Origin of the sequence: Synechococcus sp. LA31 (genome assembly GCF_018502385.1) — a bacterium.
Classification (GTDB): Bacteria; Cyanobacteriota; Cyanobacteriia; order PCC-6307; family Cyanobiaceae; genus Vulcanococcus.
Map to the genome: position 1 here is coordinate 2,575,757 of NZ_CP075523.1, position 17,534 is coordinate 2,593,290.

Annotated in this window: 19 protein-coding genes; 10 read left to right on the forward strand and 9 right to left on the reverse strand. The window is 66.1% G+C overall.

What is annotated here, in order from left to right; genetic code table 11:
• Positions 1 to 325: 325 nt before the first annotated feature.
• The gene (locus tag KJJ24_RS13930) at positions 326 to 571 is read left to right on the forward strand and encodes a hypothetical protein (protein WP_214343738.1); all 246 of its coding nucleotides are present in this window, start codon (positions 326 to 328) and stop codon (positions 569 to 571) included.
• A 1-nt stretch (position 572) separates the two neighbouring features.
• Here KJJ24_RS13930 and feoB read toward each other — a convergent pair whose 3' ends face one another.
• Entirely contained in the window at positions 573 to 2,372 is a 1,800-nt protein-coding gene (gene feoB / locus KJJ24_RS13935; RefSeq protein WP_214339619.1) for a ferrous iron transport protein B, read from the reverse strand.
• Positions 2,369 to 2,602 (reverse strand): FeoA family protein, encoded by a 234-nt coding sequence (locus KJJ24_RS13940; protein WP_214339621.1) that lies wholly within the window; start codon positions 2,600 to 2,602, stop codon positions 2,369 to 2,371. Before KJJ24_RS13940 ends, feoB begins: the two co-directional genes overlap by 4 nt.
• A gap of 174 nt (positions 2,603 to 2,776) precedes the next feature.
• On the opposite strand from KJJ24_RS13940, the gene KJJ24_RS13945 reads away from it, so the two are divergent.
• From KJJ24_RS13945 to KJJ24_RS13965, 5 genes are all read left to right on the forward strand, one after another.
• Positions 2,777 to 2,968 (forward strand): hypothetical protein, encoded by a 192-nt coding sequence (locus tag KJJ24_RS13945; RefSeq protein ID WP_214339623.1) that lies wholly within the window; start codon positions 2,777 to 2,779, stop codon positions 2,966 to 2,968.
• A 52-nt stretch (positions 2,969 to 3,020) separates the two neighbouring features.
• Positions 3,021 to 4,022, forward strand: a complete 1,002-nt coding sequence (gene hemB / locus KJJ24_RS13950; RefSeq protein ID WP_214339625.1) for a porphobilinogen synthase — start codon at positions 3,021 to 3,023, stop codon at positions 4,020 to 4,022.
• A gap of 81 nt (positions 4,023 to 4,103) precedes the next feature.
• Complete coding sequence (locus KJJ24_RS13955) at positions 4,104 to 4,349, forward strand: hypothetical protein (protein ID WP_214339627.1); 246 nt, start codon at positions 4,104 to 4,106, stop codon at positions 4,347 to 4,349.
• An 11-nt stretch (positions 4,350 to 4,360) separates the two neighbouring features.
• Positions 4,361 to 4,603, forward strand: a complete 243-nt coding sequence (locus tag KJJ24_RS13960) for a hypothetical protein (protein WP_214339628.1) — start codon at positions 4,361 to 4,363, stop codon at positions 4,601 to 4,603.
• Complete coding sequence (locus tag KJJ24_RS13965) at positions 4,603 to 6,294, forward strand: TolC family protein (protein ID WP_214339629.1); 1,692 nt, start codon at positions 4,603 to 4,605, stop codon at positions 6,292 to 6,294. The genes KJJ24_RS13960 and KJJ24_RS13965 overlap by 1 nt, the downstream gene beginning before the upstream one ends.
• Here KJJ24_RS13965 and KJJ24_RS13970 read toward each other — a convergent pair.
• Positions 6,248 to 6,451 carry a hypothetical protein gene (locus KJJ24_RS13970; protein ID WP_214339630.1) on the reverse strand — a complete coding sequence of 68 codons (204 nt, stop codon included), beginning with the start codon at positions 6,449 to 6,451 and terminating at the stop codon, positions 6,248 to 6,250. The genes KJJ24_RS13965 and KJJ24_RS13970 overlap by 47 nt on opposite strands.
• Positions 6,448 to 7,779 (reverse strand): NHLP bacteriocin system secretion protein, encoded by a 1,332-nt coding sequence (locus KJJ24_RS13975; protein ID WP_214339631.1) that lies wholly within the window; start codon positions 7,777 to 7,779, stop codon positions 6,448 to 6,450. Before KJJ24_RS13975 ends, KJJ24_RS13970 begins: the two co-directional genes overlap by 4 nt.
• Before the next feature lie 78 nt (positions 7,780 to 7,857).
• Between KJJ24_RS13975 and KJJ24_RS13980 the strand changes: the two genes are divergently transcribed.
• Together KJJ24_RS13980 and KJJ24_RS13985 are read left to right on the forward strand one after the other, a co-directional pair.
• Positions 7,858 to 8,265, forward strand: coding sequence for a VOC family protein (locus KJJ24_RS13980; protein ID WP_214339632.1), 408 nt, complete (start codon positions 7,858 to 7,860; stop codon positions 8,263 to 8,265).
• 92 nt (positions 8,266 to 8,357) lie between these two features.
• Positions 8,358 to 10,787 carry an endonuclease MutS2 gene (locus KJJ24_RS13985; protein WP_214343740.1) on the forward strand — a complete coding sequence of 810 codons (2,430 nt, stop codon included), beginning with the start codon at positions 8,358 to 8,360 and terminating at the stop codon, positions 10,785 to 10,787.
• Positions 10,788 to 10,814: 27 nt separating this feature from the next.
• Here KJJ24_RS13985 and KJJ24_RS13990 read toward each other — a convergent pair whose 3' ends face one another.
• Positions 10,815 to 12,059: an ABC transporter ATP-binding protein gene (locus KJJ24_RS13990; protein ID WP_214339633.1), complete on the reverse strand. Its 1,245-nt coding sequence runs from the start codon at positions 12,057 to 12,059 to the stop codon at positions 10,815 to 10,817.
• A 39-nt stretch (positions 12,060 to 12,098) separates the two neighbouring features.
• Between KJJ24_RS13990 and cgtA the strand changes: the two genes are divergently transcribed.
• Positions 12,099 to 13,088, forward strand: a complete 990-nt coding sequence (cgtA, locus tag KJJ24_RS13995) for an Obg family GTPase CgtA (protein WP_214339635.1) — start codon at positions 12,099 to 12,101, stop codon at positions 13,086 to 13,088.
• Positions 13,089 to 13,122: 34 nt separating this feature from the next.
• On the opposite strand, the gene KJJ24_RS14000 is transcribed toward cgtA, so the two are convergent.
• Positions 13,123 to 13,341, reverse strand: a complete 219-nt coding sequence (locus tag KJJ24_RS14000) for a Calvin cycle protein CP12 (protein WP_214339637.1) — start codon at positions 13,339 to 13,341, stop codon at positions 13,123 to 13,125.
• Positions 13,342 to 13,506: 165 nt separating this feature from the next.
• Here KJJ24_RS14000 and KJJ24_RS14005 point away from each other — a divergent pair, with 165 nt between their 5' ends.
• The gene (locus KJJ24_RS14005) at positions 13,507 to 14,004 is read left to right on the forward strand and encodes a hypothetical protein (RefSeq protein WP_214339639.1); all 498 of its coding nucleotides are present in this window, start codon (positions 13,507 to 13,509) and stop codon (positions 14,002 to 14,004) included.
• Here KJJ24_RS14005 and KJJ24_RS14010 read toward each other — a convergent pair.
• Genes KJJ24_RS14010 through KJJ24_RS14020 form a run of 3 tightly spaced genes read right to left on the reverse strand, consistent with a single transcriptional unit; the run spans position 13,985 to position 17,516 of the window.
• Positions 13,985 to 15,931: an ABC-F family ATP-binding cassette domain-containing protein gene (locus KJJ24_RS14010; RefSeq protein WP_214339641.1), complete on the reverse strand. Its 1,947-nt coding sequence runs from the start codon at positions 15,929 to 15,931 to the stop codon at positions 13,985 to 13,987. The genes KJJ24_RS14005 and KJJ24_RS14010 overlap by 20 nt on opposite strands.
• A complete protein-coding gene (locus KJJ24_RS14015) occupies positions 15,928 to 16,554 on the reverse strand; it encodes a DUF2301 domain-containing membrane protein (protein ID WP_214339643.1) in 627 nt (208 codons plus the stop codon). The genes KJJ24_RS14010 and KJJ24_RS14015 overlap by 4 nt, the downstream gene beginning before the upstream one ends.
• Positions 16,551 to 17,516 (reverse strand): glutathione S-transferase C-terminal domain-containing protein, encoded by a 966-nt coding sequence (locus KJJ24_RS14020; protein WP_214339645.1) that lies wholly within the window; start codon positions 17,514 to 17,516, stop codon positions 16,551 to 16,553. The genes KJJ24_RS14015 and KJJ24_RS14020 overlap by 4 nt, the downstream gene beginning before the upstream one ends.
• Between the last annotated feature and the right edge of the window lie 18 nt (positions 17,517 to 17,534).

Consider the following 17,534-nt stretch of genomic DNA (forward strand, 5'->3'; position numbering starts at 1 on the left):
GAGTGCTGCGCACCGAATCGGCTGGTTACCGCACCTGCTTGTCGTGTCTTGGGCAGGGGCAGCCCCCAGTGTTTGAGAGGGTGTTTGGCGTATCGGATCCTGCCCTGTCGCCGGAGCTAGACCTCTGTCAGCGCCTGCCCAAAGGGCTCCGCAGCGACATCAGCGCTTCGACTTCTGGCGCCAGATGAAAAAGGCGGCGGTGGCTACGACCACCAACAAGGGGGCCGCGGTCAGCAGCAGCAGTGCAACGGCGGTCCAATCGGTGTACATCGCTGTCAGGCTGAGAAGCGCCAGCCATCATCTCAGGTGCAGCCGCATGCCCACCATGCTCCGCGTCCTGTTGTCGCTCACGGTGCTCCTTGCGGCCTGGCCTGGCTATGCCGGGGTGGAATTCACGGATTGTCAGCCGGCCCCCGGTGGTGGCGTCACGTGCAACACAGAGCCCACCGGCAACACGTTGATGGACGATGAGGACGCCCGCTACGGCCTGTTCAACGAGGCCAGCCCAGGCTGGTCCGAGTACGACCCCTACGAGGGCTACGACGACATGTTTGGCGGCAACTGGACCTGATTCAGCTCAGGCGGGTGACCGCCTGGAAGAACACCAGGCACACCAGCCAGGCCAGCAAGAGCGACCATCCCACGCTGAGCAAGGTGAAGCTCAGCCGTTTGGATTCGCTTCGGATCACCGCCACCGTGGAGAGGCAGGGGGTGTACAGCAGGGTGAACAGCATGAAGCTCAACGCCTGAGGCCAGCTCACATCAGCGGCGATGGCCAGACCCAGCGCCCCAGGATCACCTTGCCCATAAATCACGGCCAGCCCCCCCAGCACAATCTCTTTGGCGATGAAGCCAAACAGCAGGGCTACCGCCAGCTTGGGGTTGATGCCGATTGGCGCCAGCACTGGCTGGGTGAAGCTGCCAAGCCGGCCGGCCAGGCTTGCGTTCGATGCGGGATCGACGCCCACCGGCAGATTGTTGAGTAGCCACACCGCCACCACGCCCAGGACGATGAAGCGGCGTGACCACAGCCAGAAGTGCTTCACTTCGCTCCAGGCGCGGCTGGCCATCTGGCCGGCTGTGGGTAAGCGGTAGGGAGGAAGTTCCAGAACAAGCGGTTCGTTATTTGGGAACCGGCCGCGAAAGAGCAGGGCTGTGAGCAGCGCTGCCGCGAAGCTGATCAAATACAGCCCAAAGATCACCAGGCCGCCAAGGCGGGGCGGGAAGAAAACCGCCGACATGAAGAGGAAAACGTTGAGGCGCGCCGAGCAAAGCGAGAAGGGAATCACCAGCATCGAGAGCAGCCGCAGGCCCCGATCGCGCATCACCCGCGTGCCGAGGATGGCCGGCACGTTGCAGCCGAAGCCCATCAGCGAGAGCACGAAGCTGCGGCCATCGAGGCCGAGCCGCTCCATGAAGGCGTCCATGAGATAGGCCGCTCGCGAGAGGTAGCCGCTGTCTTCGACCACGCCCATGGCCAGAAAAAAGAGCGCGATCACCGGCAGGAAGGCCATCACCGTGCCCAGGCCCTGATACAGCCCTTCCAGCAGGAATCCCTGCACCAGGGTGGGCAGGGGCGCCAGTAGGGGCTTGAGCACCAGTTGCCCGAACTGATCGAGCAGAGCTGCCAGGCCTTCCTGCGCGGGCACTCCAACGGCATAGATGACCTGGAACATCAAGGCCATGGCCAGGAAGAACAGCGGCAGCCCCAGCACTGGGTGAAGCAGCACGGCGTCAAGGCGTCGGCTGCGGCTGTCGCGCCATCGTCCCGGCAGGGTGACGCAGCGCTCAACCAGCTGAGCCATGGCGCCATCAAGCGCGGCGTCGGCGGCGGCCAGACGTTCCTCCAGCTGTTCAGGCACGGCGGCTTCCCTCCCATGCCCCGCCTCCAACTGCGTCAGCAGGGTGTGTTGCAGGGCGTCGAGGCCTTGTCGATATTTCGCGCTCAGGGTCAGCACCGGTTGTGCGAGTGCCTCGCCCAGCAGTGGGGCGTTGATATGGACCCCGAAGCGGGCCGCTTCGTCCGCCATGTTGAGGGCCAGCACCGCGGGCAAGCCCAGCTGTTGCACCTGCAACGCCAGCCTCAGCTGCCGGTCGAGTTGGCTGGCGTTGAGCACCACCAACACCAAATCCACGGGGGTGCGCTCGAGGAAGCGGCGCACTACCGCCTCGTCGTCACTGTGGCCGCGTAGGTCGTAGATGCCTGGTAAATCGACCAGCTGGAGGGTGCGCCCCGCCAGCTGCAGATCGGCTTGCATCAGATCAACTGTGAGGCCGGGCCAGTTGCCGATCTGTGCGTGGTGGCCGGTGAGCCGGTTGAACAGGGTCGACTTGCCCGTGTTGGGCATGCCGAGTACGGCAATGGTGCTCATGCGGCCAGGCTCACCCGAGCGGCTTCGCGGCGGCGCAGCATCAGTTCGGTCATGCCCACGCGGACGTGCAACGGGCCCGACCACCAGCCCCGCCGGAGCACCTGCACCGCTTGCCCTGGCCGTAAGCCAAGCGCTTCGAGTCGCTGCCTCAATCCCGCATCCGCTGCGAGCGACTCCACCGTGGCGGTTGCGCCTGTGGGCAGATCCACCAGCCAGGCCGATGCAGCCATGGCACCTCGCTATTGCGAATGAGTTGCAATATCCTATGTGTGAAGAGGGCGGCCGACTTGCCGGAATTGACTACCGTGTGACAACCATGCTTTCTGTGTGAGCCGGTGCTCCATTTCTGGTAGCCTCACCTCGATCCGGCCCACCCCCACGACTGCACCCAGCCAGAGCGCTACGTGATTCAGGTGCAGGCCAGTGGGGCCTTCCTTGCGATTGCGGCGGATGGCCAGGCGCTGGTGGAGGTGGCAGAGCCGGAGCTGGCTCATCTGTTTCACGCCCATGAAGCGGCCCTGCGCGCCGCCAAGGAGCTCAACGCCGAGGGACGTGGCCCTGTGGATGTGATGAAGGTGGAGCTGGATGTGAGTTGATCGCCAGGCTCCGTAGGATCCGCCCCTGCTTGCCGACCCTGCGTCTGCCCTGATGGAGCTCACCTACCGCCCCCGTCGTCTCCGCCGTTCGCCTGCTTTGCGGGCGATGGTGCGTGAGACCTCCCTTAGCGCGGCCGACTTCATCTACCCGCTGTTCGTGCACGAGGGGGCTAGCAACGAGCCCATCGGCGCCATGCCCGGTTGCCAGCGCTGGAGCCTCGAGGGGCTGGTGCAGGAAGTAGGCCGCGCCTGGGATCTGGGCATCCGCTGCGTGGTGCTGTTCCCGAAGGTGGCGGACGGACTGAAAACCGAAGACGGCGCCGAGTGCTTCAACGAGGGCGGTTTGATCCCCCGGGCGATCCGCCGTCTCAAGGAAGTGCATCCCGGCATGGCGATCATGACCGACGTGGCCCTTGATCCCTATTCCTGCGACGGCCACGACGGCATCGTGAGCGGTGAGGGCGTGGTTCTCAACGATGAAACGGTGGCGATCCTCTGCAAGCAGGCCGTGGCTCAAGCCCGCGCCGGTGCGGATCTGATCGGCCCCAGCGACATGATGGATGGCCGCGTCGGCGCCATCCGCGAAGCCCTCGATGAGGAGGGCTTCGAGCACGTTGGGATCATCAGCTATACGGCCAAATACGCCTCTGCTTATTACGGGCCCTTCCGTGAAGCCCTGGATTCAGCGCCTCGTGCCACGGCTAGCAAGCCGATCCCCAAAGACAAATCCACCTATCAGATGGATCCGGCTAACGCCCGCGAAGCCATCACCGAGGCCCAGCTCGATGAGCAAGAAGGCGCCGACATCATGATGGTGAAGCCTGGACTGGCTTACCTCGACATCATTCACCGCTTGCGCGAGGAGAGCGAGCTGCCGATCGCGGCTTATAACGTGAGCGGCGAATACGCGATGGTGAAAGCAGCCGCTGAAAAAGGCTGGATCGATGAGCGTGCCGTGGTGCTGGAAACCCTGCTCTGCTTCAAGCGCGCCGGCGCCGATCTGATCCTCACGTATCACGCCTGCGATGCGGCCGAATGGTTGCGTCAGGGTTGAGCTGAGTTCTGCGGCAGCACGGTTGGCGTGGAGCCCTGGGAGTGCGATCCTCCTGGGGCACCGGCAGCCGTGTGAGGTTCGATGGCCCGTTATCTGCTGCTGTGGGTGCACGGCCCCTGGGTGGCGGCGACTCTGATGGCGCTCTTGGCCCTGCGCCTGCTGTTGGCCGAGGATTTCAGCTTGCATGGCCATGGCTGGGGCCTGCTCGGCAGCGCCGCGATCTGTTTTTCGATCGGCTGCGTTTGCAAAGTGTCGTGGGTGCTGGCGCAGCTCAACCGCCGCCGCACAGCGGCTGAGCAACAGCTTGAGCACCTGGTGCTGCACTGAGCGCTGCTGAGATGAGTCGCTCCTCGGTGCTGTTGATCATCGGCATTCCCTGGGCCACGGCGGTGGCGGTGGTGCTGATGGTCACCAAGATCCATGCCAACAGCGGCCGGGTTCACTGGGGCCTGCTGGGCAGCGCCTGCATCTGCTTTTCGATTGGCTGCCTGGCGCGCACCAGCGTGGGGCTCCACGATCTGGCCCAGGCGGCCCGGCGGGAGGCTGCCCCGCCGGTGACTGAGCAAGGCCCCGCAAAGTGATGGTGCGCGTCCGCTGGGCTGGGCTGCTCTGGGCCGCTCTGATGCCGATGGGGCCTCTGGTGGATCCAGCCAGGGCGTCACCTCCCACGGCCTCAAGCGGCCTGCCACCGTCGCCGGGTTTGCTGCGTTCGCTGGCCGCCTTTGAGCGCGATCTCCAGGCGTTGGATGGGGCGCTCAGTCCTGGTGCCGTTGCGCCTGAGCGTGCCTTCGATTTGGCGGATCCAGCCCTGCGCGCTCCCGACCCGGCTGCCTTGCCCCTCTCGGCCTCAGCTGTCGATCAGGTTCAAGAACGGGTGCTCTCCTTGGCGCAGGCCCTGGAGGTGGCGGTGGCTAACAATCCAGAGCTGGCTGAGCGGCGCGCCCAGATCGCCCAGATGCGTGGCCTCAAACGCTCGGTGCTAGGGCGCTTCTGGCCGCGGCTCGGGCTCAACCTGGGTGGCGCGTTCTCCCAGCGCAGCGACACCAACCTGGTGCTGCAGGACAACGCGGGTCTGTATCCCCCCACGTCGCCGTTTCTGGTGGAGCCGGACGGCTGGAGCCGCATCCAGACCAACCGCGGCAGCGGCTGGGGCAGCCTCGATATGGATTGGGAGCTGATCAGCTTCGAGCGGGGGGCCGCCCTGGCTGAACAGGATCAGCGCCTCTCGGCAGCCCTGCGCCAGTACGGCGATGCCCTGCGGGAGTTGCAACTGAAGGTGAGCGAGGCGTACTACGGCCTGCAGCTCGCTGAGCAGTTGCTCCGCATCCGTGAGGCGGTGGTGCGCAATGACAGCCTGGTGCGCGACCAGGTGGCGGCGCTCAAAGGTGCTGGCCTGGTGCCGAGGCTGGATCTGTTGCGGGCGGAGGCGGCGCTGCAGCAAAGCCGCTTCCGCCAGGAGCAGGCCGAGGCCATGCGCCTCAGCCGCCGCCAGGCCCTCACCAATTTGCTCAACGTGGCCTTTGGCACGCTGCTGCTGGCTGAAACGCAGGTGGAGCTGCAGCCGGCCTGGCCCTTGCCGCTGGATGCAACGGTGCTGGCCGGCCTGCGCGACAACCCTTCGCTGGAGCAGCTCGCGGCGGAGCGCAATGCGCTGATGCGTCAGGCCGATCGCCGCCAGGCACAGTTGCTGCCGAGTTTGAACCTGTTTGCCGCCGGAGGCGGTGGCACGGATGTGATCACCAAGCCGGTGATTGACCTCGAGGGCTGTTGCTCCGCGACGAACATCCCCCAGCTCTCCGGTCAGAGCGCCGATTGGGTGGCCGGCCTGCGTTTGCACTGGCGTTTGTTTGATGCCGGGGTGTCGAGCGGAGCCGCCCAGGCGAGTCGCGCCGCCGCCGAGGCGGTGCTGCAGCGGCTGGCCCGCCAACGCAACCAGATCCGCCAGGAGCTCGAAACTGCCTTCTACGACTACCGCGCGTCGCTCAGCCAGCTGGCCGCCGCGGAGGCCTCTTACCGCGCCTCCCGGGAAGCCTTCCGTGATGCCCGCGCCCGCTACCAGCTGGGCCTGGCTGATTACACCGACGTGAGTGAAACGATCACCCTGCTCACCCGATCGATGGAGGGCATCGCCGAATCCACCACCCTCGCCAACCTCAGCTACGCCCGCATGCTGCGGCAACTGCAGCCGGTGCCCGATCAGCCGCAGCAGGATCTCACCCTGCCGATCACGCTGCCGGCGGCTCTGGTGCAGCAGCTGCAGCCTCAGCCGTAGCGCGGCGTTGGATCAGCCGCTGGCGCAGAGCGAGGCTGCGCCAGCCGAGCAGCACCAGCAGGGCGATGAACCAAAACCACACCTCCGGGGCGTTGCTCTGCAGCAGCACCACCAGAAACAGCACCTCCAAGGCGAGAAAGGGCCATTCCCGTTTCATGGCAGCGTGCCCTCCTGGCGCCGGCTGGGTTGATCCTGCTGCCGGTCGAGCCGGGGGGTGCGGTAGGTGCCGGTGAGATCGCGCAGGATCGGCAGCAGATAGCTCACCGGTGTGCGCCATTCCACGTAGGCGTGCGCCTTGAGGGTGAGGCCTTCGCGAATGGGAAACACGCTGCTGCCGTTGGAGAGGGTCCAGCGGTAGCCGTCGTCGCTGTTGGGCTTGGGGCGCAGCTTGATGCTGCTGCGGATCACCGGGCCACTGGCCACCAGCGACTGGGCCAGGGGCGGGTTGCCCATGGTGGTGTTGATGTCTTCCGGGGTGGCCGGCAGCAGGCTCACCCGTTCCACCACACCCTGAATCCCACCGAAGCGACCGCGCTGCTGCCAGTCGGGCACCACCTCAATGCCCTGGCCGTGCTGCAGACGTCGGGCATCGGCGGGGTGGAAGTAGGCGATGGCCTGGAGGGCTGGGGGTGGTTCGTTGGTGTCTGTGGCGGCGGATGAGCCCAGGGTGCCCAGGCGCTGCCCCGGTTTCACCGTTTGGCCGCGGATCACCTGCAGATCGAGGATGCTGCCGTCGCGTTTGGCGGTGAGGTTGCCCTCGTATTGGAGGCGGGCCTCGCTCACGCGCACTTCACGGCGGGTGTTGTCGATGCGGAAGCGCCGCTGCTGCTGCTCGGTGTCGATGTCGAGCTTCACCTTGGTGTAAGCGCTGATCACATCCTTTTCGCGGATGGTGAGCTCATCGAGCTCCACTTGCAGCTGGGTGTTGCGATCGGAGGTGGCCACCACCTCCTGGCCCAGGGGGGCCACCACGTCCGTTTTGGCGAGGTGGGCGAAGTCGGCCACTTTCTGGGCATAGGTGCCCTGCAGGCTGCGCACCCGTTGCCGCTCCCGTTCCAGCTTCCGTAGGGCTGTGTCGCGCACCTCGCGGGCTGCCGCCAGCCGGATCGCGTCGCGGCGGTTCAGGTCGCTGTTGATCTGCTCGAGTTCGCGCAGGTCGCGCTCCTGGCGTTCCAACTGCTTTTCCAGCGCCGGCTGATCGAGCACGATCAGCAACTGGCCTTTGCGCACTCGATCGCCCACCTTCACGTTGAGCTCGCGGATCTGACCTTCAGCGCGGCTGTCGAGCACGGTGGCGCCGCCAGGCACGATCACCACCCCGCGGCCGACCACCTCGGTGGGCACCGGCCAGAACAGAGCCCAGAGCGCGGTGAGGCCGCCGACGCTGATCAGGCTGAGCAGCACCTGACCATCGGGATCGGCGGCCTGCTGCTGCGCCCAGCCCCGCAGGCTCAGGAGGGATGGCTTGAGGTTCAACGCTGGCATCGCACCCGCACCATCATTCCGGCCCACCCGCGATTGCGCACGACGGCGTTGACAATGGAAGGATCGTTGACGTCTGTCATGTCCTCCACCCACCGACTCGGCCATGTCGCCCTGCGGGTGCAGGACATGGACCGCGCCAAGGCTTTCTATCTGGGGCTGGGGTTAAGGCTCACCTGGGATGCCCACGACTGGTGCTATCTGCAGTGGCCCCACAGCGGGGAAGGCATCGCCCTGCTGAGCCCGGACTACCGCGCCGCTGGCCCCCACTTCGCCTTCCACTTCCAGGAGCGGGGCGAGGTGGATCGGATCCGCGAGCAGCTGGTGCAGCAGGGGCACAGCTGCGGTCCGGTTCACGACCACCGCGATGGAACCGCCTCCTTCTACATGCAGGATCCGGAAGGCAACTGGCTCGAGATGCTCTACGAGCCAGCTGAGGGGCTGCCCTCCAATGTGGGCGTGGAACCGATCGCCGTGGGTCGCGCGTGACGGTTGGGGGTTCTGTGCACGCGCCAGCTGCTCTCCTTGGAGATCCAGAGCCTGCCGCCGCTGCGAAGTCGCAACGCCTCCCTTCCCTCACCCTGAGCCCGATCCAGCTCGAGGCTCTGGAGCTGCTCGAGTGGCGCCGGCTCGGTGAGCACGTGGCGGGCTTTGCCGGCACCACGGCTGGGCGCAGCCTCTGCCGGGAGTTGCCCTTGGCCCCCAGCCTTCAGGTCAGCCAGCAGTGGCTAGCCCAAACCGGTGAACTGTTGGCCCTCGATGGCCTCACCGAAGGTGGCCTCAGCTTTCAGGGGGTGGCAGACCTGCAGCGCACCGTGCAGCTCTGCGCCAAAGGTGGCGTGGCTGGGGCTGATGAACTGCTGGATGTGGCCACCACCCTGGCGGCGGCCCGGCGCCTGCGCCGCCAGATCGATGATGCGGAGCTGCGCCCCGTCACCACAGCGATGGTGGAGGGATTGCGCACGCTGCCGGAGCTCGAGCAGCGCCTGCGCTTCTGCATCGAAGACGGCGGCCGTGTGGCGGATCGAGCCAGCCCGCCTCTGGCCCAGCTGCGCCGTCAGATCGCCTCCGCTCGCCAGGAGCGCCGCGATCGCCTGAATGATCTGCTGCGCCGTTACGCGGCCGTGTTGCAGGACAACGTGATCGCCGAGCGCAATGGCCGGCCGGTGTTGGCGGTGAAGGCGGGCTTGGCCGGACAGTTGCCTGGCCTTGTGCACGACAGCTCCGCCTCCGGCAGCACGGTGTTTATCGAGCCCCAGGCCGTGATTCCCCTGGGCAATCGGCTGCGGCAGCTCGAAGGAGAAGAGCGCGAAGCCGAGCGCGCGGTGCTCCAAGAGCTCAGTGCGCTGGTGGGCGACGAGCAAGCGGCGCTGGAGCATCTCCAGCAGGTGCTGCTCCAGTTGGATGCAGCCTTGGCCCGGGCCCGCTACGGCGCCTGGTTGGGGGCGGTGCGGCCGGAGCTGGTCGCCGATCCGCTGGCACCGTTGCGGCTGGAGGGGCTGCGACACCCCCTGCTGCTCTGGCAGGAGCGCCGCGACGGTACCCACCCTGTGGTGCCGGTGAGCGTGCGGGTGCATGAGGGCTTGCGGGTGGTCGCGATCACAGGCCCCAACACCGGCGGCAAAACCGTGACCCTGAAAAGCGTGGGCCTGGCGGCCCTGATGGCCCGTGCCGGTTTGTTCTTGCCTTGCAGCGGCACACCGCAGCTGCCCTGGTGCGCTCAGGTGCTGGCCGATATCGGTGATGAGCAGTCGTTGCAGCAAAACCTCTCCACCTTCAGCGGCCATGTGCGCCGCATTGCCCGGATCCTGGAGGCCTTGCCCCCAGCCGCTGCTGATCTCGGGGCTGCTTCAGGTGCCTCACTGGTGTTGCTCGATGAGGTGGGGGCCGGTACCGATCCCACCGAAGGCACGGCCCTGGCCATTGCCCTGTTGCGCCAATTGGCGGAGCGGGCGCGGCTCACCATCGCCACCACTCACTTCGGTGAGCTCAAGGCCCTCAAATACAACGACGCCCGCTTTGAAAACGCCTCCGTGGCCTTCGATGTGGAGACCCTCTCGCCCACCTATCGCCTGCAATGGGGTATCCCAGGGCGCAGCAACGCCCTGGCGATCGCCAGCCGCCTGGGGCTTGATGGCCAGGTGCTGGAGGAAGCCCAACAGCTGTTGGCTCCCCGTGGTGAAGGAGAGGTGAATCAGGTGATTGCCGGCCTGGAAAACCAGCGGCAGCGCCAGCAGGAGGCGGCCGAGGAGGCCGCGGCGCTTCTAGCCCGCACTGAGTTGCTGCACGAAGAGCTGCTGCAGCGCTGGCAGCAGCAGAAGGAGCAAAGCGCCGAACTGCAAGAGCAGCGCCGTCAGCAGTTGGAGCGCTCGATCCGCGATGGCCAGAAGGAGGTGCGGCGCACCATCCGGCGCCTCCGCCAAGGCCGCGATCTGGATACCGCCAGCCTCGGCGAAACGGCCCGCCGCGCCGGCCAGCGGCTCAAATCCCTGGAGCAGCAGCACCGGCCTCAGCCCGAACGGCGTGATCACAAGGGTTGGCGTCCGGCGCTGGGGGATCGGGTGCGGGTTCTCTCGCTGGGCAAGGCGGGGGAGGTGCTGGCGCTCTCCGCTGATGGCCGCGAACTCACCGTGCGCTGCGGCGTGATGCGCCTCAACCTCGAGCTCTCGGCGATTGAGGGCCTCAACGGCGAAAAGCCCGCTCCGCCGGAGGTCAGCAAGCCTCAGGTGCAGGTGCGTAGCCGTCAATCCTTTGGTGGTCGCAGTCCGGATGTGCGCACCGAGCGCAACACGGTGGATGTGCGCGGCATGCGGGTGCATGAAGCCGAGGCGGCGGTGGAGGAGGTGCTGCGCAGCGCCAACGGCCCCACTTGGGTGATCCATGGCATCGGCACGGGCAAGCTCAAGCGGGGCCTACGGGCTTGGCTCGATGGGCTGCCTTATGTGGAGCGGGTCAGCGATGCCGAGCAGGGTGATGGCGGCCAGGGCTGCAGTGTGATCTGGCTGAAATGAGCTGGCAGTGATGGCCCGCCCCTGGGCTCAACCCAGCTCAGGCAGCACCGGCTCCCGCCTAGGCGCAGCAGCCGGCTTCGGCCTGGGGATGGCCTCGCCGGCTTGATCAAACAGGCGCCAGCCCTGAGGATCCACCTCCAGGTGAATGCTCTGGCCGGGCACAAGCTGTTGATCGGGCTCGGCCCGTAGCTGCACCAAGTGATCCCCCTCCAGCAGGCGCGCGGTGAGCAGTTGCTCGTTGCCCAGCCCCTCCACATGGCAGATCTCGGCCGCCAGATTGCGGTTAGTGGCAGGCGCCAGCTTCAGGTGCTCGGCCCGCAGGCCGCCGCTGAGCAGTTCGCTTCCACCCTTGTGCTGCCATTCCAACAGCGCCTCCGCCATCGGCCCCTCCGGTGTAAAGCGGCGGCTGCCAAGTTGGAGTTGGCCGGCTCCCACACTGATCATCGGCAGCAGGTTCATCGGCGGGCTGCCGATGAACTGGGCCACAAACAGGTTGCTGGGCCATTGGTAGAGCTCGGCGGGAGTGCCGAGCTGCTGGAGATGGCCGCGGTTGAGCACGGCGATGCGGTGGCCCATCGTCATCGCTTCCACCTGGTCGTGGGTCACGTAAACCGTGGTGGTCCCCAGCCGCCGCTGCAGCTCCACGATCTGGGCGCGGGTGCCGGTGCGCAGCTTGGCGTCGAGGTTGCTGAGCGGTTCATCCATCAGGAACACCGCGGGCTGGCGAGCGATGGCCCGGCCCAGGGCCACGCGCTGCTTCTGGCCGCCAGAGAGCTCCTTGGGCAGGCGATCGAGCAGATGGTCGAGCTCGAGCGTGGCGGCCACGTCCTGGATCCGCGCTTCGATGCGGGCTTCGCGGCTGGAGGCGATCTGCAGAGGGTGGGGCAGGCCGCGGCTGGCCTGGTGCAGGCCGTCTTGCAGTTGCTGCAGGGGGGTGCGCCGGCGTTGACGGCGCAGGCCGAAGCCGATGTTGCCTGCCACGTTCAAGTGGGGATAGAGCGCGTAGCTCTGGAACACCATCGCCACATCCCGCTGGGCGGGCCGCAGCCCGGTCACGCAGCGATCCCCTACGAAAATGTCGCCGTCCGTCGGGGCCTCCAGCCCTGCCAACAGGCGCAGCAGGGTGCTTTTACCGCAGCCGGAGGGGCCCACTAGCACCAGGAACTCACCATCGGCGATCTGTAGATCCACCTGGCGGAGCACCTGCACGGGCGCACTGCCCCGCCGTGGTGGGTAGGTCTTGCTGACCTGCTGGAAGCGAACCTCTGCCAAGACCAGGCCACACGGCGGCTCGATCCTAGGGTTGGTCAAATGCAGTTCATTGATCAGGCCCGCATTGCGGTGCGGGCTGGCCGCGGCGGCGACGGCATTGCGGCCTTCCGCCGGGAGAAATATGTGCCGGCCGGCGGCCCTTCCGGCGGCGATGGCGGTCGTGGTGGCGACGTGTGGCTGGAGGCCGATCCCAACCTCCAGACCTTGCTCGACTTCAAATACAAGCGCCTGTTTGAAGCTGTGGATGGCCGTCGCGGCGGCCCAAACAAGAGCACTGGGGCCAGCGGCGATGGGCTCACGATCAAGGTGCCCTGCGGCACCGAGGTGCGTGATCTGCGCACGGGCATCCTGCTGGGCGATCTCACCGAACCGGGCGAGAAGCTGTTGGTGGCGGTGGGCGGCCGGGCCGGCCTTGGCAATGCCCATTACCTGAGCAACCGCAATCGCGCTCCTGAGAAGTTCACCGAGGGCCGCGATGGCGAGGAGTGGAATCTGCAGCTTGAGCTCAAGCTGCTGGCCGAGGTGGGGATTATCGGCTTGCCTAATGCCGGCAAGAGCACACTGATCTCCGTTCTCTCAGCGGCCCGGCCAAAGATTGCCGACTACCCCTTCACCACCTTGGTGCCCAACCTCGGCGTGGTGCGCCGTCCCACGGGCGATGGCACCGTGTTTGCCGACATTCCCGGGCTGATTGCCGGTGCCGCCCAGGGGGCTGGGCTGGGCCATGATTTCTTGCGCCACATCCAGCGAACGCGCCTGCTGATCCACCTCGTGGATGCGAGCTCGGAGGATGTGGTGCGTGACCTGCAGGTGGTCGAGCAGGAGCTCGCCGCCTATGGCAATGGGCTTGATGAGCGGCCATGCCTGGTGGCGCTCAACAAAACAGAGCTGCTGCTCGACGACGAACTGGAAGAGCGGGTCAAACAGGTCAGCGACCACTGCGGCCAACCTGTGATGGCGATTTCCGCCGCCACGTCACACAATCTCGACACATTGCTGGCTGCAACCTGGAAGGAGCTCGGGATCTGAGGCTCGTTCCAGGTGCGTGCCACTGGGGAACGACTCAGTCGTCGTAGACGAGGCACTCAGGCGCGTCGGGATTGAGGTCGCAGAACACCTCGAGCGGAGAGGGGTCTTTCTTCTCCTCAGGGTGATGCGTCTTGTATTCCTCAAGGCTCTTCACCTCTTCTTCGAGGTGGCGAACCTTGCCCTGATCGCCGGCAGCGCGCGCCGCTTCGATCTCGGTTTTGTCCTTGGCGATGTGGTCGTCGATCGTGGTCATGGAGGAGGCCGGATTGTTCAGGCCGCTCGACGTCCCGCACACCATACGGGCTATGCGCCATGCCGGTCGCGCTTTGTGGTGGGCTTCTGATTTCGGCCTGTTGGTGTGCTCCGCGGCGCCATCAGTGTGGTTTTGCTAGGGAAGGATCACAAGGCTCCTGGGGCCATGACACGCATCCGCCAACGCCGCGATCGCCATTTCATCGACGATCAGAGCCGTCTCTATTGGATCAATGGTCCGGAGCATCACTGCTACCTCTCCGAGCAACGCCAATGGCGATCCGGCCTGACCTTTGAAGAGGTGCTCGAGTGGAAGCAGTGTGCTCCGAGCGGCCTGGTTAGCCAGCGGTTCCCTTCGCTCCAGGCGGCCTGTGAAGCTTTTGAACACCACCAGGTGCAGTGGTCGCTAGATCTCTACCTCCGCCGCATGGGCGATGAGATGGCCCTGCAGCGCGGCGTTGACGACTACAAACCAACTGCCCTTCAAGACGAAGAGCAGCGCACGGGCTGTCTGCGCCGCCAACCCTGGCTCGGTGCCGAACCCAGTCGCCCCCCCCGCTGTGAACTCAGCGCCCGGCCTGCCTCCTGCCGGCCTGCGACGCCGGAGCTCCCCCATCAGCTGCGCCGGCGCCGCAGCAGTGCGCTCAACCCGCCAGTTCGCTGAGCTCCAGCCAGCGCTCCTCGCCGCGGACGATGCGCTCCAGGAGTTCGGAGAGTTCGCCGCTCAGGGCTTCCAGGGCGGCGTAATCGCTGCCGCCAGCAGCTAGCTGGGCTTCTAGAGCGCCCCGCTGTTTCTCCCAGCGCGGCAGCTCTGCATCGAGCTTCTCCAGTTCACGGGATTCTTTGAAGCTGCGGCGGCGGTTCTTGGTTGGGGCCGCGGCGGCTGGGGGCGGTTCGGCCGTGGGGGCGGCGGTGGTGGCTGAGCCGCCGCTTGTTGTGCTGCTCAGGGTCTGCTGCCGCTCGAGATAGCTGCTGTAGTTGCCTTCAAAACGTTGCAGCCTGCTCCGCTCGAAGCAGAACAGCCGATCCACGGTGCGATCGAGGAAGTAGCGGTCGTGGGACACCACCACGACACAGCCTCGGAAGTCTTCGAGGAAGTCTTCCAGCACGGTGAGGGTCTGTACGTCGAGGTCGTTGGTGGGCTCATCCAGCAGCAGCACATTGGGGGCTTCGATCAGCAGCCGGCAGAGGTGCAGCCGCCGCCGCTCGCCGCCGGAGAGCTTGCTCACTGGCTGGTGTTGCTGCGCCGGAGGGAACAGGAAGCGCTCCAGCAGCTGGGATGCACTGAGGCTGGAGCCTTCCAGTTCCACTGTGCTGGCTGCCTCTTTCACAACATCGATCACCTTGCGCTGACGGCCGGCCGCATCGGTGCTTTCGAGCACGTTGTGGCTGTGTTGATCGAAGTAGGCGAGTTTCACCGTGCTGCCCAGCTCGATCCTGCCGGCCTGGGCCGTGCGTCGCCCGGCGATCAGATCGAGCAAGGTGGATTTCCCGGAACCGTTGGGGCCAATGATTCCCACCCGATCTTCCGGGCTGAAGTCGTAGCTGAACTCCCTGAGCAACGGGTCGGCACCGCTGGCCTGGTGGGCATCGGTGGCCCACACCGAGAGCCCGTCGGCTTCGATGGCGCGCTTGCCCAGGCGTCGTTGATTGGTGGCCAGGCTCAGCTGACCTTTGGCCTGCCGCTTGGGTTGCTCTTGCATGGCCTCGATCCGCTGGATACGGGCCTTCTGTTTGGTGCTACGTGCTTTCGGGCCGCGCTTGAGCCATTCCAATTCCCGGCGCAACACGTTGCGCAGCTTGGCTTCGCTCGCTGCTTCGGAGGCATCCTCTTCCGCCTTGCGAGCCAGGTAGTAGGCGTAGTTGCCGCTGTAGCTGCGGGCCTCGCCCCGGTCGACTTCCACGATCCGGTTCGTCACCTGATCCAGCACATAGCGGTCATGGGTGATCAGCACCAGGGCGCCGCGGAAGCGTTGCAGGTAACCCTGCAGCCACTGGATGCAGTCGGCATCGAGGTGGTTGGTGGGTTCATCGAGCAGCAGCACATCCGGATCCGCCACCAAAGCCGCCGCTAGCGCCAGGCGTTTGCGGTAACCCCCGGAGAGATCACCCACGCGGCGCTTGGTGTCGCCGATGCCGAGCCGCTGCAGCACTTCACGGATCTGCTGCTCCAGATCCCAGGCTTGGCTCTGATCCATCCGAGCGTTGAGATCGCCCAACTCCGCCAGCAGGGCCGTGTCGTCGTCGCCCTTGGCGTGGGCGAGGGCGAGGGCGTCGCTCACGGCGGTGTACCGCCGCAGCAGCTGCATCTTTTCGCCGCTTTCGGCGAACACCTGCTCGAGCACACTGCGCTCCGGATCCATCTCCGGCTCCTGGCTCACCAACACAATGCGGGCCTGGGGCAGCACGCGCCGTTCGCCTGACCCGGGCGGCTCTAGCCCAGCCAGCACCCGCATCAAGGTTGACTTGCCAGCTCCATTGGGGCCGATCAGCCCGAGACGCTCCCGCTCGCCCACATGCAGGCTGAGGCCATCAAAGAGGGTGCGAATGCCGTAGTCCTTGCGGACATCCACCAGGCTGATCAAACTCACGAACCGGGCTGCTGCCGCTGAGCGTCCAGATAAGCAAACACGCTCTTGTCGCCCACATCCGCCGCTGCCGGCATCGGGAACTTGCGCAGGGTGAGCACTAGTAGCAGCGCTGCTTCAAGCCCCATCAAGCTGCCGCTCACTGCCGTTGGCAGTAGCCCCATGAGGCTGCCCAGTAGAGCCAGGGGCAACAGCAGTGTCACCCCGATGGCTTCCGGCCTGCGGAAGCAAAAGAATTCCTTGAAGCCGATCCCGGCAAGTGCTGCGAAAAAGGGCCCGATCGCCCAGATCCAGCGGGGATTGTTGGCTATGGCCTCGGCCATGCCGTTGGGCCCCGCGTTGAAGGCCAGCGCTGCGAAGCCCAGGCAGCCCACCAGCCAGAGCAGTTGGAGGGCTCGGTGCAGTGGCCGCAGATAGATGTGGATCCAGCGCAGGGCCAAGCCCACCCCGATTAGCAGGGGAGGCAGCCAGGGCCAGAGCGAGGCCCCGCCGAGTTGGCGCCACTGCAGCAGCAGCCCTACCTGGGCCAGCGCTGCGGTGAACAACGCCAGCCTGTAGCTGAACACCTCTCGTTCGTCATCGGCCGTGATGCTGTACGGCCCGTACGCCCCTTCAAAGTTGGTCATCCCTGCACCTGCCCCTGCACCAGTGTGGCTAGCGCGGGCCCCGCCGGCACGATCCCTGATGGGTGCAAGGGAAAAAGCGCCCCGAAATAATCCTGCCGCCAGGCCTGATCGCAGCAGGTGGCAGCAACGCCAGGCAGAGCGAAAAAGCGCTGGCGCCAGCGCCACAACGCCGGGAATTGCCACAGCGGCCGGCGCGAGACGCCGAACAACGGCGCATAAACCAGCTCCAGCCGGATCAGTGTGGGGAAGAGCTGCACATCCGCCAGGCTCACGTCGCCCCCCGCGAGCCAGGACTGTGCACCCGCACCCTGCAACGCTGCTTCGGCTTGATCGAGGGCCGCAAACAAGGCGGTTTCAGCCCGGTCGTAGGCGTTTTGGTTGCGGGCAAAGCCGCAGCGATACACCCCGTCGTTGACGGCGCCTTGAAACAGATCACGCCAGGGCTGGATGGTCCTGATGCGCTCAGGTGGCGCCAGATCCACGCTCCCATCAGGCGCGGGCCACTGGTTGAGCAGCTCGATTAGCCGAGCGCTCTCGCTTAACACCACCTGAGCGCTGGGGCGATGCACGAGCACCGGTACCGTTGCCCGCTGCTGCGTTGCGGCCCCTGAGCGGCGGTAGAGGTCTTGCAGGGTGCTGCAGCCCAGAAAGGGCGTTTGGAAGCGCCAGCGTCCTGCTTCGGGATCCGGCTCCACCACCAGCAGTTCGATGGAGTCCTGCAGCTGGCGGAGGGTCCACACCAGCCAGGCCCGATGGGCCCAAGGGCAGCTGCGACCCACGATTAACACGTGTTGAGACGGCTGGGCAGCGTCGGTCGGGAGGGGAGGCAGGGCGGTAAAGGCAGCCTTGGGTCGGGTGTAGTTGCCGTTGGCATCGGCGGGGCCCAGGCCTCCCATCAGCCGCTGCCATTGCCAGTGCCAGCTGGCGCGCGCCGCTGCCACCACGGCCGGGGGAATCGCCATCGCCCTCATCGCTGCATC